The 15,502-nt window shown below is 69.8% G+C and carries 11 protein-coding genes; 3 read left to right on the forward strand and 8 right to left on the reverse strand.

Annotated elements, in window-relative coordinates:
- Nucleotides 1-332: 332 nt before the first annotated feature.
- Nucleotides 333-5,339: a MobF family relaxase gene (gene mobF / locus AC4IJH_RS36970; RefSeq protein ID WP_490856370.1), complete on the forward strand. Its 5,007-nt coding sequence runs from the start codon at nucleotides 333-335 to the stop codon at nucleotides 5,337-5,339.
- 46 nt (nucleotides 5,340-5,385) lie between these two features.
- On the opposite strand, the gene AC4IJH_RS36975 is transcribed toward mobF, so the two are convergent.
- Nucleotides 5,386-5,595: a DUF397 domain-containing protein gene (locus AC4IJH_RS36975; RefSeq protein WP_490856371.1), complete on the reverse strand. Its 210-nt coding sequence runs from the start codon at nucleotides 5,593-5,595 to the stop codon at nucleotides 5,386-5,388.
- Nucleotides 5,596-5,697: 102 nt separating this feature from the next.
- Between AC4IJH_RS36975 and AC4IJH_RS36980 the strand changes: the two genes are divergently transcribed.
- On the forward strand, nucleotides 5,698-5,988 hold the full coding sequence (locus AC4IJH_RS36980) for a hypothetical protein (protein ID WP_490856372.1): 291 nt from the start codon (nucleotides 5,698-5,700) through the stop codon (nucleotides 5,986-5,988).
- Nucleotides 5,985-7,508 (forward strand): zeta toxin family protein, encoded by a 1,524-nt coding sequence (locus AC4IJH_RS36985; protein WP_490856373.1) that lies wholly within the window; start codon nucleotides 5,985-5,987, stop codon nucleotides 7,506-7,508. Before AC4IJH_RS36980 ends, AC4IJH_RS36985 begins: the two co-directional genes overlap by 4 nt.
- Before the next feature lie 59 nt (nucleotides 7,509-7,567).
- On the opposite strand, the gene AC4IJH_RS36990 is transcribed toward AC4IJH_RS36985, so the two are convergent.
- Genes AC4IJH_RS36990 through AC4IJH_RS37020 form a run of 7 tightly spaced genes read right to left on the reverse strand, consistent with a single transcriptional unit; the run spans nucleotide 7,568 to nucleotide 15,480 of the window.
- On the reverse strand, nucleotides 7,568-8,122 hold the full coding sequence (locus AC4IJH_RS36990) for a hypothetical protein (RefSeq protein WP_490856374.1): 555 nt from the start codon (nucleotides 8,120-8,122) through the stop codon (nucleotides 7,568-7,570).
- Nucleotides 8,122-9,636, reverse strand: coding sequence for a type IV secretory system conjugative DNA transfer family protein (locus AC4IJH_RS36995; protein ID WP_490856375.1), 1,515 nt, complete (start codon nucleotides 9,634-9,636; stop codon nucleotides 8,122-8,124). Before AC4IJH_RS36995 ends, AC4IJH_RS36990 begins: the two co-directional genes overlap by 1 nt.
- A complete protein-coding gene (locus AC4IJH_RS37000; protein WP_490856376.1) occupies nucleotides 9,623-9,889 on the reverse strand; it encodes a hypothetical protein in 267 nt (88 codons plus the stop codon). Before AC4IJH_RS37000 ends, AC4IJH_RS36995 begins: the two co-directional genes overlap by 14 nt.
- Entirely contained in the window at nucleotides 9,886-11,442 is a 1,557-nt protein-coding gene (locus tag AC4IJH_RS37005) for a hypothetical protein (protein WP_490856377.1), read from the reverse strand. The genes AC4IJH_RS37000 and AC4IJH_RS37005 overlap by 4 nt, the downstream gene beginning before the upstream one ends.
- Nucleotides 11,439-12,923, reverse strand: coding sequence for an SCO6880 family protein (locus AC4IJH_RS37010; RefSeq protein WP_490856378.1), 1,485 nt, complete (start codon nucleotides 12,921-12,923; stop codon nucleotides 11,439-11,441). Before AC4IJH_RS37010 ends, AC4IJH_RS37005 begins: the two co-directional genes overlap by 4 nt.
- Entirely contained in the window at nucleotides 12,923-14,539 is a 1,617-nt protein-coding gene (locus tag AC4IJH_RS37015) for a hypothetical protein (RefSeq protein ID WP_490856379.1), read from the reverse strand. The genes AC4IJH_RS37010 and AC4IJH_RS37015 overlap by 1 nt, the downstream gene beginning before the upstream one ends.
- A complete protein-coding gene (locus tag AC4IJH_RS37020; RefSeq protein WP_490856380.1) occupies nucleotides 14,536-15,480 on the reverse strand; it encodes a hypothetical protein in 945 nt (314 codons plus the stop codon). The genes AC4IJH_RS37015 and AC4IJH_RS37020 overlap by 4 nt, the downstream gene beginning before the upstream one ends.
- Between the last annotated feature and the right edge of the window lie 22 nt (nucleotides 15,481-15,502).

The raw sequence follows: 15,502 nt of genomic DNA on the forward strand, positions 1-15,502 counted from the left end.
CGCTTACGCGGCACACGCACGGACGCCCCAAAGGGCGTCCAGCTCACGCAAGCGTGAGCATGTCGAGCACAGCTCGACAGCCGAGTTCATCCAGCGAAGCATGGATGAACAGCCCTAGCAGCCGCGAAGCGGCAGCAAGGGCAAGGAGCTCCATAGGAGCGTCATCAGCCAAGTACACGCTGATGACGCTCCTATGGAGCTCAAAAACACAGCACACCTCTTGCACTCCGCAAACGATCATGAAAAAGGCGTACGATTGCCCGCATGATCTCCGCCCCAAACTCCCGCGCAGGCGCCCACGCTTGCCCGGATTCTGGGCACGGTGATGCGGGATGATCAGCCTGCATGCAGGTTCGGCTGGCAGCGGCATCGACTACCTGATGAAGACGGTCGCCTCCGGAGACCGAGAGATCAAAGGGCGCAACCTCGCCGCCTACTGGTCAACCGGGGGTGACACTCCAGGCGTTTGGCTCGGGGCCCAGGCGACCGCGATGGGCCTGGCAGACCAACAGGTCACCCAGGACGCTGCCGATGCGGTGTTCAAGGACGGAGTGGACCCGACGACTGGTCAGCCGCTCGGCCGAGCCTGGCCCACCTATCCCACCGCTGAAGAGCGGTTAGAACAACTCCTTGCCGCCGAGCCGGAGGCCACCGAGGCCCGCAGGGAGGAGCTGGAGAGGCAGGCCCAGCGAGCCGGAAACCAGACAGCCCGGTCCTTCTGGGAGATGGCATGGTCTCCCACTAAGAGCTTCTCTGTTCTGTGGGGACTGTCCAGTACCGAGATGCGTGCCCGCCTCGAAGAGGTGGAACAGGAGGCTTTCGAAACTGTCTTTGCGCGCATGGAGCGTGAGGTGTGCTGGACCCGGACCGGCCCCGGTGGCGGAGCCCAGGTCGAGGCCAGTGGCTTCCTGGCAGCATCATTCATCCATCGCAGCAGCCGGGCCGGCGACCCGGACTTTCACCGCCACGTGGCGATCTCCGCGAAGGTCAAGACAGCTGACGGCCGGTGGCTGGCGCTGGACGCCCGTCCTCTCATGCGGATGACGGTGGCGTTCAGTGAGCAGTACCAGACCGAGCTGGAACGCCAGATGGTCAAGAATCTCGGCATCCTGGCGGCCCCGCGTGAGGACAGCATCCGCCCCGACAAGCGGCCAATCCGCGAGTTTCTCGGGGTGGACGTGCCGATGGTCCACCTGTTCTCTCAGCGGCGCCAGCAGACGGAGAAGGCCCTCCGCAAGCTCGCCGCAGAGTTCATCGCCCGCGAAGGCCGCAAGCCCACCCGGGCCGAAAGCTATGCCCTTGCCCAGGCTGCAGCCTTGATGGGGCGGCCAGACAAGCAGAAACACCAGAGCATCGGAGCCGAGCGCCGACGCTGGCGCCGCCAGGCATGGCGGGCGGGATACCGCCTCCCTGGTCTCCTGGTCAAGCACGCGCAGACGGAGAGCCGAGCGGCAGCAGCCAGTCTGCAGGGCGAGCTGTCACCCCTGAACGAGGTAGCCGCAAAGGTTCTGTCGGAGCTTGAGGAGCACCGCGAGTCATGGACCCGCGCCAACGCCGAGGCCGAGGCCTACCGTCAGCTCACCGCCTCCGGATGGCACATCCAGGCCGGTGACGGCTTCGATCAGCTCGTCACGTCCATCACGGACTATGTACTGCATCCGACTCACTGCGAGCTCATCAGCCCGCCCGAAATCGTCACCGCGCCCAGCCAGTACCGGCGCCTGGACGGGTCATCAATCTTCGTGCAGGTAGGCAACTCTCGCTTCACCTCCCACCGCATCAAGCAGTGGGAAAACGAGATCAAAGAGGCCACCCTCCGGCCTACCACGGTCCGCCAGCTCACCGCCGATCAGGTGGATACAGCCCTCGCCGCCGGTGACGCTGAGCGCGGCTTTGCCCCCACCGACGAGCAACGCTCCGTCGTGCATGCGGTATTCACCGGGGACACCCGGGGACTCGGCATCATCGGACGCGCCGGCACCGGCAAGACCACGATCATGCGGCTGGTGAAGGAGGTAGCCGACGCCCATGGCATCGAGGTTCTCGGACTTGCTGGAGGCCAGCTCCAGGCCGACCAGCTCGCCGACGCCGCCGGGATCCGTGCCGAAAACATCGCCCGCTGGCTCACCATGTCCACCCGCTACGGTGCCGGACAGCCCCGCTGGACCCTCGCCCCCGACACGATCGTTATCGTGGACGAGGCTGGGCAGGCCAGCACCCCGGACCTGCACCAACTCCTACAGCAGGTCGAGACCGCAGGCGGCCGCCTGCTTCCCACCGGCGACCCCCGACAGCTGGGCTCCGCCGGAGTCGGTGGCGCCCTGGCCCACATCGAGACCGACGGCAACGCCGTCCACCTCAACGAAGTCCGGCGCTTCCGCAGCGCCAACGGCAAGCTACGGCAATGGGAAATCGACGCCGCCCAGGCCATCGCCGACGGCGACGCCGAGGCATCGTGGGAGGCCTACGCCCGCCGCGGCCGCCTCCACGCCGGCAGCCTGGACGAGATGATGCAGGCCGCCTACAGCGCATGGCAGCGCGACATGGCCGACGGCCTGAGCTCCATTCTCATCGCCCCGACCAATGCCCTGGCCGCACAGCTTTCGGCATGGGCCCGCACGGACCGTGTGGCTGTAGGCATCGTCGATGAACACCGCACCGTTGTCCTGCAGGACGGCAATGTGGTGGGCGCTGGCGATCAGATCGTGACACGGGTGAACCGGCGCGATCTCACCTGTGAGGACACCCGCCAGTTCGTACGCAACGGCGATATCTGGACCGTCGAACGCGTCGATCACGGTGCACTGCTGGTCGCACACGCGATGACCGGCGGCCGCCTGTGGCTCCCCCTGGACTACGTGGGAGGCGGAGGTGTTGAGCTGGGATACGCGATCACCAAGGACCGCGCCCAGGGCGCCAGTGTGCACACCGGGCACGGCCTGTTCACCGAGGGCATGGACGCGAACGCCGCCTACCCGGAGATGACCCGCGGGGCCTACACCAATCACGGCTACATCGCGACGGAACCGCAGTCCGACCCGGAGACTGGCGAGCCCGGCATCGTCAAAACGGGCCGTCAGGTGTGGGCCTCTATCGTTGCCCGCGATGGCACACAGCTGTCCGCAACGGCCCGCCAGCGGCAGTTGTGGGACGAGGCCGAGGCCATCCGCACGCACGTCCCGGCCCTGCGCTATGCCCTTGACGACATCGCAGACAGTGAGGCCCAGGAGGCGATCCTCCGGCTCCTCCCCCACGTGGGCGAGGCGATCGTCAGCGCGCCCGCATGGCCCGCCCTGCGGGCCCAGCTCCTCAAGCTCGCCGACGAGGGACTCGACACCGACGCGCTCGTCATCGCCGCTGACGCGACGCGCGAGTGGGATGGCGACATTGACGATTACGCCGCCATCCTGCACGCTCGCAACCGCGATCTTCTCGAAAGAGGCGGCGCCGACCGCTTCCGCAGGCCTGCCGATGCCGACCGCCCGGCCACTGCCCCGACCTTTGAAGAGGACCCGGGTGCGGTCGGGGACGACGTGCTCACCGCGCTGGGGTTGCGCCTGCCTGCTATTCCCGAGCAGGCCGAAGACGCCGAGCGGCATGCATTTGTGTGGGCCCTAGCTAGCCAGATCCAGAACCGGGCCACGCACCTCGCAGACACCGCGAAGGCAGCCGCGGCCGCCGGCGAGGGATGGGCCGTGTCGTACGGGCCCGAGCCCGACGAACTCGCCGACGCGGTCGCATGGCACGACCGCATCCAGGCCGCAGCCGCCTACCGCGACCTTGCCGACTACACCGGCAGCGACGCCACCGGCCCCGCCCCTACTGCTGACGAGCCGCTGCAGCGCGGACTGTGGCGAGCCGCCCAGCCCCTCCCCGACGAGGCCGAAGCAGCCGCGGCCGCCGACGCTGCCGCCCGCTCCGGCGCGTCGTGGATGGACGCGATCGGCGCCCCGCCCCGCGCCGACGACCCCGCCCGTGCCGCATGGGTCACGGCCGCAGTGGCAATCGAGACCTACCGCCGACTGTGGGAGTACGGCAGCGAGTCTGCCGCCATCGGCACCCGCCCCGCCGACCCCGTACAGGCCCAGGACCACGACACCGCACGCGAGGCCGTGGCCACCTACCGGCTCGTACGCCAGCATCCCAACCTCGCCCAGGCGGACACCGACACCCTGCACCGGCTCATCGCCCGAGGAGAGGCCGCAGCCCAGGCCGCCGACACGGCCGCGGCCGCACTCGCGACCTACCACCGCGCCGACCTTGACCGCACCGCCGCCGTCCAGGCCGCCGAGGACGCCGCCAACCGCGCCGCGGCCGCCCGCGACCACGACGCAACAGCCGACTACGCAGACCGCGACCCGGCCCGCCTCATCCAGCTGCAACACGAGGCCACCCGGGCCCAGATGGAGGCACTGCAGGCACAGCGAGCCGCCGACAATGCCCGAGCCCAGGTCGAGCGGACCGCACCCGGCGCGATCAAGGCACGCGAGGACGCGCGCCAGGCCGCAGAGGCCCGACGGCAGATCGCCCGCCGCGCCGTACGACGCGACGACGGACCGGATACACCGCCGCAGCCCGAAGCCGGCCCCGACAGGCTGACCTGGACCCAGCGCCCGCACGGCGACCTGACGGACGCCGAGCTCGTCAGCATCGCCGCCCGCGCCGTAGAGGAGGCCGCCCGGATCGAGGAGGCCCACCAGGCCGCGGCCGCCGACAAGGGCCACAAGCACCACCGCGCCAGCGTTCCCGAACAGCTGCGCAACCACGCAACCGCCTTGCGGGCCGAGTCCCGTCTCCGGGCCGTCATGGCCCCCGAGGAGCGGACCCGCGAGGTCAACGAGCGCGCCACCCAGCGCTCCCGCAGCGTCGAGTCACGGCTCCAGCGCGCCTACGCCAACCAGAGTGATGCCGCCGGACTGCACCGCACCGCGCCGGCTACCCACCCGTCCCCCGTCGAGGCCAAGCCCCGCCGTCGGCCCGAGGATCCGGCCGCACGAACCGCACGAACGGGAGCCGAGCAGCGGCTCCAGAACGCCTACACCGACCGCACCGGCCCGGAGAGCCTGGACCAGGCCAAGCGCCCCAAGCCGCCCGCCCCCAAGGCCCCGCCGGCCGCCCCGGACCGCAATGCACTGCGCGAGCACGCCGACCGGCTCAGGGAACACGGAGAGCGTCTGCGGGCCGCATCCCAGGAGCGCATCCGCCGCGCCGCCGACCGCCTGGACGCCGCCTACGACCGCGACACGGACCCGCGCACCGGCAAGAAGACCGGGCCCGCCCGCCCCCACCGCCGCCCGCCCCCACCGCCGCCCCAGCGGCCCCGGGGACCCCGGATCTGACGAGGCCCGGCCCGCACGGCAACCCGCCGCGCGGGCCGCATCCGCGTCAGCCGGCGAACGCGCCATTGGCGGTCCAGGCGATGAACCCCGCCCACGCCGGGCCGGAGAACCGCACCACCGGCCCGTCGGGACGCTTGGAGTCGCGCACCCCGACACTCAGGCCGGGAAAGCCCGCGGTCTCCACACAGTAAGAATCTTCATTCAGGCTGTACGAGCTCTTGGTCCAGCCGGTCAGCGGACGCTGCTGATCACCCATCTCGGTACCTCCGTACTGTGGGAACGCTCGCAATATTGCCTGACAGCTGCCCCGTGGAACCGGTGAAATGGGCAAACGACAAAGCGACTTGAAGGGAGAACTGTGGACAGAACAGCACGCGAGCGCGGACTGGCCGGGTTAACGCAGGTCGGGACGTGGACCCTCCAGGACAGCGCCGACTACGAGGCCGCACACGACCTCATCAACGCGGTGATCGCCGCCTACAGCGCCCTCCTGAACACCGCCAACGAGGAGGACCACCCGCGGATCCTGGCCCAGCAGCGGCGCCATGTGGAGGAACGGCGGGCCCTGACCGTCACCGACCGCACGGAGATCCGGCGCATCCGCGACGAATACCCCGCTCTCCTCCAGCGACTGCGGAGCGACGCGTGAACGAGGGACAGCCGTACCCGCCCGGACTGTCCGACCACGAGAACGCCCAGCTGTTTAACGAGCGCATCCGCCCGACCCTGACCGGCACCACCCGCCCCGATCCCCTGGCCGTGTGGGTCGGAGGACAGCCCGGCGCCGGCAAATCCAGCGTGCAACGCGCCGTACTGCACCGGCTCGGCCGCCAGGACGCCTACCCCCTGGACGGGGACGACCTCGTCGCCCAGCACCCGCACTACCAGGAACTCCAGCGCCGCAACGACCTCAGCGCGGCCTACCTGGCCAGCGAAGACCTGAAAGGCCGCTGGTGGACACGGGCCGCGCGGCTGCTGCGGGCCCGCCGCATCGATCTCGTGGTCAGCGCCCCGCTGGCCGGGCCCGCATGGGCCAGAGCCCGGATGCAGGAATTCAGCCGGGCCGGCTACCGCAACGAAGCGGTGGTCGTCGCCACCCACGAGGCCCAGAGCCTCCAAGGCATGGTGAGCCGCTACCACGCCAACCGCAGCCCGCAGACCAACGCCTACGGCCGGTGGGTGCTGCCCGAATGGCACGACATCGCCTACCGCGGCGTGCTGGACACCGCCGACATGATCGACCGGGACCGCGTGACCGACGCCGTCCACGTCGGCCGCCGTGACGGCACCCTCGTGCACACCAACGAGCGCGCCCCGGACGGCACCTGGCGACTGAACGTCAGCACCCGCCAGGCCATCGAGGCCGACCGCAACCGTCCCTGGACAGCCCAGGAAACCGCCGAGTTCCTGCAGAAACAAGGACAGCTGCGCGCCACGACCACGCCGGAATGGCGGCCCCTTCTCGACCAGATCGACCAGCGCGCCATCCCCGTCGCCGCTCCCGTGGCCGTACTCACCGGGCCCCAGCTCGCCGAGCAGCTGGAGCATCTCGCTGTGGCCCGCGAACAGGCCGTACTGCAGGCCGAGGCCGCCCAGATCAAAGCCAGTCTGCTTGCCGAGCAGCACCAAAGCGGCGCCGACGAACGGCATCTGACGGCCCTGCGGGAGGGCGGAGCCTCACCCCAGCACATCGAGCAGGTCCGCACGGTGCTCAACCACGACCGGTGGGCCGCAGGCATGTCCGCCGGCCGCCTGGGGCAGCACGCCGACGACCTCCAGGCCTTGCGCGCCGGAGCAGTCGCCGAGCTCGACCGCAGGACCATCCTGCCGCAGGACGCCCGGCAGGCCGAGGAGCACGGGCGCACAGCGCACCAGGCCCAGCACCCCGGGCAACTGCCCAGTCTCGTCCCCCGACCCGCACAGCCGGTCATCGTGGAGCGGACAACGCCCCGCGACCCCGGCCCAACCCCGCAGCCCGAACCGGCCCCCGCCGCCGACAACCGCCCGGCCCCCGCGGGCCCGGACACCGCCGCACGGCCCGCCCGTCCCACTGCAGCGAGCGAGACGGCCCGCCGCCTCGATAGGGCCTACGGTGGGCCGGAATCCGCCTCCTCCACGCCCGGACGCCGCCCACCACCCCGCGCCGACGCCAGCAGTCCCGGCCGCTGAACAACGCTGGGGCCGCCGGATCCGGCGGCCCCAGCACAGCGCACGAGACGCACGCGCGGCTATCCCGACGCGGCATCTGCCTTTCGCCGACCGCGGTTGATCTCCTTCAGCGTGGCATCCACCGAGTACTGACCGGGTCGGCTGTGGACACCGCGACGGCACTCACGCCCGCCGGTCTCCCCCAGCCCCGCCCGCATACGACGCTGGAAGTCCTCCCACTCCGAGTGCCAGCGCGACACGAAAGCCGCCGTATCCGTGGCGTACGTGTCGAGCCGGCCGAAGGCCAGCGCGGCCAGGTCGTAGGCCAGTCCCTCATGCAGTGGCCAGCACGCCGGAATGACTTGTTCGTCCTGCCAGCCGTAGGTGTGGTTGAGCCACAGCACCACGTCATCGAGCCAGCGCCAGACCTCACTTTCCAGCTCGCCGTGCAGCCTCGCCAGGTCCCACGGCCGGATGCGGAGTTCCAGAATCTCGCCGGTTTCCGGGTCCACATCCGGCTCCGGCTGGACCAGGCCCTCCGCCTCATCGTCGTCAGCTCCCTCCAGTCGGATCAGCTCCAGCTGTCGCTTGACCACGTCCGGAGTCGGCGGCCACGGCATCACACGGTCCGGCATCAGCGCTCCCCCTCTTCCTTGTCCATCCGCACCGACGCCGGGCCGGTGGCACGCTCGTCTTCCCACGCCGCCGCGTTACGGACGACCCAGGCGCGACGCTCCGCCGACATGCGCTCTGCCGCTGCGTTCGCCTGCCGCCGGATGTCGGCGACCTCCTGCTGAATCTGCGGCCATTCGGCATCCTCCGACAGTTTCGGCAGCTGCGTGATGACCGGCGGCAGGTCGCCGGCCAGCAGCAGCGCCTCCCCCTTCTCTTTGTCGAGCCGCTGGATCTGCCAGTCCTGCATGGTGGATTCCCAGTCTGGCTGTGAGGACTGTGAGCCGCGCTCGTGGCGTGACCGGCCGGAGCTCGTGCTGACCTTGAGCACGCGGCGCTTGCCGCACAGTTTTTCCATGTCGTGGAGAAAATCCGGTTCCTTGACTCCGCCGAACACGAGCACATTATTCGTATAGCCAGCCAGCTCCGCCGCATCGTGTCGCCCGAATTTCGCGACGGCCGATGCCCATGCCTGCAGCGCGTAGATAACCGACAGGCCGCGGCCACGGCCGTCCGCGACCCGCTGACGCAGCGACGGCAGCGGGGTATTGGCCACCTCATCCAGCGCACACAGAAACGGCGGGTCCAGGCGCCGATGGCGCGTCAGATAGGCCAGCTGCTCAGCACGGTCGAGGATGTCCTCCGCGATCGCCGTCACCAAGGGAGACACCGAGGAGTAGGGATTGTCCTTGCCGAGCAGATAGATTGTCCCGCCTGCCTCGATCAGACTGTCAATGTCTGTCGCCTTGCTTTCGTCGATATCGACATTCTCGATGATCTGCTGATGCTTGAAGCAGGACAGGGCACCAGCCAAGGTGGAGAGAGTGTTGCCCACCGTGCGGTCGTCCCCGGAGAGGGTCCCCACGAGGATGTCAGCCCACCCCGGCCCGGCGCCCGGGTGATGATCGAGGATCGAGCGGGGCGCGGAATCCTGCGGTCGGCGAGACCACCGCAGCACGTCCCGCAGGCTCGCACCGTCCAGCGCGGCCGCGTGCAGCAGGCACGCCAGCAGGTCCGACGCCTGCCCCTTGTAGAAGTTCGCGGACTCATCCGAAGCGGCTTTATTGCCCGAGCCGCCTGCGGTGACCATCGCTTTGGCCCGCATCTCCGCGACCTGAGTGTCCTGGGCCCCGTGCACCAGCGACCGGCGCAGAGGCTCCTGCCCCGGCACCACCCCTTGCGGGTCGAGGGTCACCAGCGGGCCCCGCTTGGCGCGCTTGCCTGCCGTCAGCTCGTAAATATCCGGCTTGCTGGAGGCGACCAGGGCGCCGCCGGGCGCATTCCGGATCACCCGCGCGAGGAACCGGAAAGTCTTTCCGCTGCCCATCGGCCCGACCAGGCGGAGCGACTGGTCATAGGGCGAGTAGAGCGGCATGTTGTCCAGTGCTGGCTTGAGCGGACGGCCGAGGAAATAGCCGAACTCTTCCGGCGGCAGCAGCTCCGCAGCCGCCGCATTGTGCAAGTCAACGGCTGCCACGGGCAAGCCCCTTTCGTCCCCTGCTCTTCGTCTGCTGTGCGGGCAGCGAGGGCCGCACCTGCTCTCCCGCCTGCCGTACCGACTCCACCGAGAGCCGGGCCCGGACCTGTTCGGCCGTGGCGAAACCGCCGGATGGGTCCACGCTGCGGATCTGCGCACGGGGAGTCTTGGACCCCAGCGCGACACGCAGATATCCGGCCAGGCAGGCAATAGCCACCATCGCTACAACGATGAGAAGGAAGGTGCCGTTCACGCGCTGACCCCCTTGTCCAGCGTGACCTGCCGGTCCTGCCGGTCCGTCATGGCTTCATCTGTATCCGTGATCCACTCCTCCAACTTGGTACGGATGTGCTGCACCTTGCGGGGTGGTTCGCTGCCGATCCGGACCACATGGACGCCCTGGGCGAGGTTGCCGAGCATGTCGAAGGTCTCCGGCGGGAGCCGGAACAACTCGACTGCCTGCTGGGCATCGTCACTGCGTGACTGCCGGTAGATGTGCACGAGATCCGCCTCCCGAACCAGGGACATGGCATCGGATCCGGTCGGCACATCCGAGACGTGGTGGAGCACGGTGACGAAGGACAGGCCGATGCCGCGGCCCCGTTTCGCCAAGCTCCGCAGGATCGTCGCCACCCCCACCGAGCCGCGCGAGTGCAGCCGGGTCGTGTGGTAACCCTCCTCCAGAACGATGATCCGCTGGCCGGGGGTCTTGGCCCACACCGCCGTCAGGAACGTCGCCACCAGCGCCATGACGAGCGCCAGGGCCGGCGACTCCTCCGCGAGCGCGCTCGTGTCGAACACGAGCAGCGGCGCCGTCAGATCCAGGCTCTCACTCGTCTCACGGTCCAGCAGTCCCGACAGATCACCGTCGATGAAGCGGCTCAGGTCCATGGCCAGCTCCAGGCCCCACTCGATGGCCCGAGCCCGCGTCACGATGCCCTCCGCCTGCAGATGCGGCCGCGGAATCGCCTTGTCCCCCGGGTCGTACAGCGCGTCCACCACGTCATGGATCGTGGCGACCCGGCCGGCTGCTTCCGCCCGCTCCAGCGCCGTCGCATGGGCGGCCCGCAGCGCGAAATGCTCCGTACTGCTCAGTGCCCCGTGCGCATGCTCGGCCACCATCAACAGCAGCCGGTCCTGCCCGACGCGGCTGTCTTCTTCCGCGTCCAGCGAGCTCCGGGAAATCCGCGGATCCAGCAGGTTGATCGAGGTGCCGCCGGTCCGCGCGAAGCGGATCACGGGTACCCCGCACAGCTCCGCAGCCCGCGCGTACTCCCCCCTCCCCTGCTGGTCCTTGCGGTCGAAGACGGCGACCTGCCGCCCCATGGAGACCGGGCGGATCACGTACTGCGTCTTGGACAGCGCCGACTTGCCCGACGAGATGTCGCCGAGGATCACCACGTTCGGGGAGGTGATCCGGCGCTGCCGGTAGAGCTCGTGGGGGTCGGTGCTCACCGGCTGGCCGGTCTGCACATCGATACCCATGATCGGCCCGGCCAGCGGCGGATGGGTGCTGACGATCGCCGGGGACAGCGCGCCCGCCTGCCGCGTGCTCGTAAAGATCGTCTCGCTGGCAGTCTCGTACCGGCGCATCGCCTGGGCGAGCTTGTTGCGGGGCCGGGCCGGAGTCGCCGGCCAGTCCACCAACTCCGGCTCTCCCGCCTGCTCCTCGCCGGTCGGCTCGGGTGCTTCGGGCGGCGCTGGCACGTTGCGGCCGCGCTTCTTGCGGCCCCATGCGCGGCGGCCGGACCCGCCGCCGGTGGCGGCCGGGTCCGACTCCTCTCGGATCTGTTCAGGAATGGTCACGCGCGTACTCCCCGGGCCATCGGCAGGCAGGTGATCAGGCTCTTGTGGTGCTCGAAGGTCTGCCAGTCCAGGCGTGTGATCCCGCCGTCTTCCGCGGCGCCGGTGACCAGCTTGCGCGCCGCGGCGAGCTGCCGCTCTTCCGGTGCGGACACCATCACCCGCACCGAGGGGTAGACGCCGCCGACCACCGGCCGCAGCAGGTCCCGCAGCGTGCGCTGGGAGGCGGACATCGAGGCTTCCGTGACGCCGGTGGACACCTGCTGTTTCTTGGCGGCACTGCGCTTGGTGGCCGTGTCGTAGGTCAGGCCGATCTTGGCGATTTCGCGGGCCCGTACCTTGGGCACCAGCCGGAACTGGGCGACGACCGTGCGGATCGTGGCGGGACTGATCTGCGTGACCAGGTGCTCCATCCACCGCGCGCCGACTGCATCGGCCGGCCAGGCGTCCCGCGGCAGGTGTGCGATCGCGTGGTACCAGTCGCGGACGGTGCCCTCAATGCGGGCCCAGTCCCGGCCCCGGTAGCGCAGGCGGTTGAACCCGTCGCTCAGGCCGTCGATGCCGTCCAGGTCGTCCATGCTGTGATCCGGGTCGTGCAGGTGCCGCACCAGGGCGCCCAGGCGCCGCGGGCCGAGCACAGCCCGCAGGCCGTAGCCGGCCCCGCTCACGCGGCGGACCACCTCGCCCACGACCTGGAACGTCTCCTCGCACACCTCCTCCAGGTCCATGGCCCCGCTCATCGAGGTGGCCTGCAGGGCCTGCAGGGGAATCCGGATGGTGCAGAAGCTGCGGTACTCCTCCGCGTTGCCGGCCGCGTAGCTCGCCAGCTCGTCCATGGATTTGCGCAGCCGTGCCGGAGCCGAGGGGACCACCAGGCCCGCCATGTGCTCCTGGTAGGCGGCCGGATGCACCGGCAGAATCCGCGTGGCGATGTCGAGCTGGTCCACCGGGATCTCCGCCGAGGCCAGGCCGCCCAGCAGCCGCTCGAACATCAACCCCTGTGTGTTGACCGTCCGTACGGGCAGCATGCCATCGCCCGTGCCCTGGATCTCGAAGGTGGCCGTCAGATGGCCCGTGGCCCAGCTCCGCCGGGATTCGTTGCGGTGATGGATGATCGCCATCGGTGCCTGCGGGGCGGTGGGCGGCGCGTACGCCAGGACGCGCACGTCGCCCACCTCCCGCGGCAGCGTCTCGCCGGGTACGTACTCCGGCGCGGCCGTAGAGCCAGCGGAGAAGGCCAGCCGGGTTGATACTTTCCCGAGCCAGGACTCCCCCAGCGCCGTACGGCGCCGGGCCAGCGCTATCCCGGCCAACAGCAGCACGAACCCGACGGCCAGCACCACCAGGCTCTTGGAGACCAGCAGCGCCAGCACCCACAGGAACAGGAAGAGCACCAGCGCCGCGAGCTGACGGCCGGTGACGCCCGTGAACAGCGTGCGTTTGCGGGTCTCGCCGCCCAGCACGTAGGTCCGTTGCTGACTCATCACTCCCCCTCGTTCATGGCACGCTGACCGGCCGCTTCGTTGTCGTTGTGCACCTTCTCGGCGCCTTCCTTGACGGCCATCCCCGCCGCAACGGCTCCGGCGCCCGCTCCGGCACCAGCCGATCCGCCGCCTGCACCGGCTGCAGCGCCCTCGCCACCGCCGGCCGCGGCGCCCGCGCTGTCACCGGCCGCGACCCCTTCGCCGCCGCCGGGCACGGCACTGCCGCCGAGGCCTTCGCCGCCCGGGGTAGTGCCCCCGCCTGCCGCATCCTCATGCGGGCCGGTGGGTCCGTCGCTGTCGGGGCCTTTGTCGTCCCCGCCGCCGGAATCGGCGCCGCCGTCCGTCTCTTCGTCCTCTCCGGACACGACACTGCCGCCGCCCTCACCGCCGGCGCCGCCTTCGCCCCCGGCGGAGGGTGGGCCATTGACCTGCTTTTCTGGGCTCTGCGGGATCACATCACCGGAGGTGGCGTTGGGCACCAGGCCCCGTACCTCCGGGTCCATGCCCTCCGCCTCCGGTGTCGCCAGCCGCATCAGCCACCAGGCCACCAGCGGGAACCCGTTGATCATCAGCAGCGACACGAAGAGGAAGAGCAGCATCGTGAAGCCGGAGTTCTGGGCGTGGTTTCCGCTCACCGCGGAGTTGAAGGCGGACCAGACCACCCAGAAGAAAAAGAAGCACAGCACCGGCAGGAACATCAGGCCGCCGATGACCTTCGCGATCCTCTTGGCCGCCGAGGCCCACGGCGGGTAGATCCCCGAGACCAGCGTCAGCGGCACGATCAACCCGGCCAGCAGCAGACCCCACTGGCTGGCCGTCAGCTCCAGAAGCAGGATGAACGCCGCCAGGACGATGAAGACGCACATCAGGATGACCACGATGGTCCCCCCGAAGTCTCCCCATTTGCCCGCCTTGTCGGTGAAGAGCTTCAGCATGGCGCCGATCGCGCCGTGCTCCTGCTTCGTGGACTCCGTGGCAAAGGCGCTCATGAGCTGCACCGCCAGCTGCTGCACGGTGTAGAGCACGGCAGGGGTGGCAGCGATGGCCGGCACCACGAACACCACCCGCCATCCGGCCTGCCGGACCAGCTGCACACCGGAGACCGGGCCGTCCTTGCCGCCCAGCTTGGAGGCAATGATGATCAGCATGAACGGCAGGACGAGGAGCGCCAGGCCGAACGACACCGAATACTGCTTGATCCACCACGGTTGGTCATAGGCCGGAGTCACGATCTTTTCCGCCGTCGCCTGAATGAACGACAGCAGGTACGTGACGGCACCCACTAGGCCCTTGGCCCACTCGTCCAGGAAGTTCTGGGGGTCGAGGGCATCGATTGCTTTCTGGGCGCCGCTGGCAACGTCGTGAACGCCCTTGGCCGTCTTGAACCCGGGCGAATCGAATACCTCCCGGCAGAGGAAGCCGCCCAGGCCGCCGCCGCAGGCCTTCTTGAGGTCGTCCACGTCATCGGCCCGCGCCGGTACCGGGGTGGCCCAGGCGGTCAGCAGGACCAGCCCCACCACCAGGGCGACCGAGAGCCGCGGCCGCAGCTGCAGGGCCACCGCAGCACGCAGGAACACCCGCTCGTGCATCACGGCGCCCACCGCGCGGGCCCTCACCGCATTGCTTCTTTCAGCTCAGCGGGCGTGCTCGCCCGCGCGTCGGCGAACAGGTTCCAGCCGCCGCCCAGCGCCTCAAGCAGCTTGGCCCGCTCCGCATAGCTCGTCACCGGCTGGCCGGGGTTGGCAGGAGACGGCGTCGAGGAGTACGAGCCCGAACCGGTCGAGGCAATGCGCCAGTCGCCCCGGGTCCACGCCATCTTGAGCTGTCCCAGGGTCCATTGGGTCTGCAGAGGGCCGGGGACCTTCGGGTCGATCGTGCCGCTCAGGCACGGGTACCACACGGTGACCGTGACCGCGTCGGACGTGGCCGTCTCCACCTTGTACGCGCCCAGCTCCGGATGGCACAGGGTCGTCAGGCGCTTCTGCGTCTCCCGTGACCCGTCCACCGGGTTGATCAGCTGTCCGTCGTTGTTGACGTTGTTCTGTGCCCGCCAGGTGGCGCCCCGCTCCTCGAACTCCGCCGGCGGCGCCTGCACGTACAGGTCGTTCTGGTACGCGGCGCGGTCCGCCTTGGACATGCGGAACATGTTCAGCGACTGGGCAGCAGCCGAGGCCGCCGCCTCCACCGCGCCGTCTTGGGTGTGCGGGTAGCCCCGCGGCGCCCCGCCGATGCGGCGCGTGCCCAGCTTGCCGGCGGCCGTGGCATGCCCCCGCGACAGGCCCGGCGCGTCCGACGGCGCCGGTGACGCCGAGGCAGAGCCGCCGCCTTTGCCGGAGCCCTCCGCCTTTTCGTCTTCCGCGTTCGGGACGGCGACGAGCGCCAGGACCAGCGCCAGCACGCCGCCGCCCACCGCGCCCAGCATCAGCTTGTCCTTGCGCTTCCGGGGGCCCTTGGGCACTTTCGGAGCCTTGGGCGCCGGGCCGCCCGTCCGCTGCTGCGGTGTGCGCCGCGGCGGCCGCTTGCCGCCGCCTGAGTAATCCTCGATACGTACGTTCACGATGACCTCTCCCCTGGTTCGT

The organism is Streptomyces sp. UF-297 (genome assembly GCF_058245575.1).

Bases quoted from the DNA above. Each gene is read 5' to 3' on its own strand.
- AC4IJH_RS36975 (WP_490856371.1), bottom strand. From the start codon at position 5,595: ATGGGTGATCAGCAGCGTCCGCTGACCGGCTGGACCAAGAGCTCGTAC.
- AC4IJH_RS36990 (WP_490856374.1), bottom strand. From the start codon at position 8,122: ATGCCGGACCGTGTGATGCCGTGGCCGCCGACTCCGGACGTGGTCAAG.
- AC4IJH_RS37010 (WP_490856378.1), bottom strand. From the start codon at position 12,923: ATGAGTCAGCAACGGACCTACGTGCTGGGCGGCGAGACCCGCAAACGC.
- mobF (WP_490856370.1), top strand. From the start codon at position 333: ATGATCAGCCTGCATGCAGGTTCGGCTGGCAGCGGCATCGACTACCTG.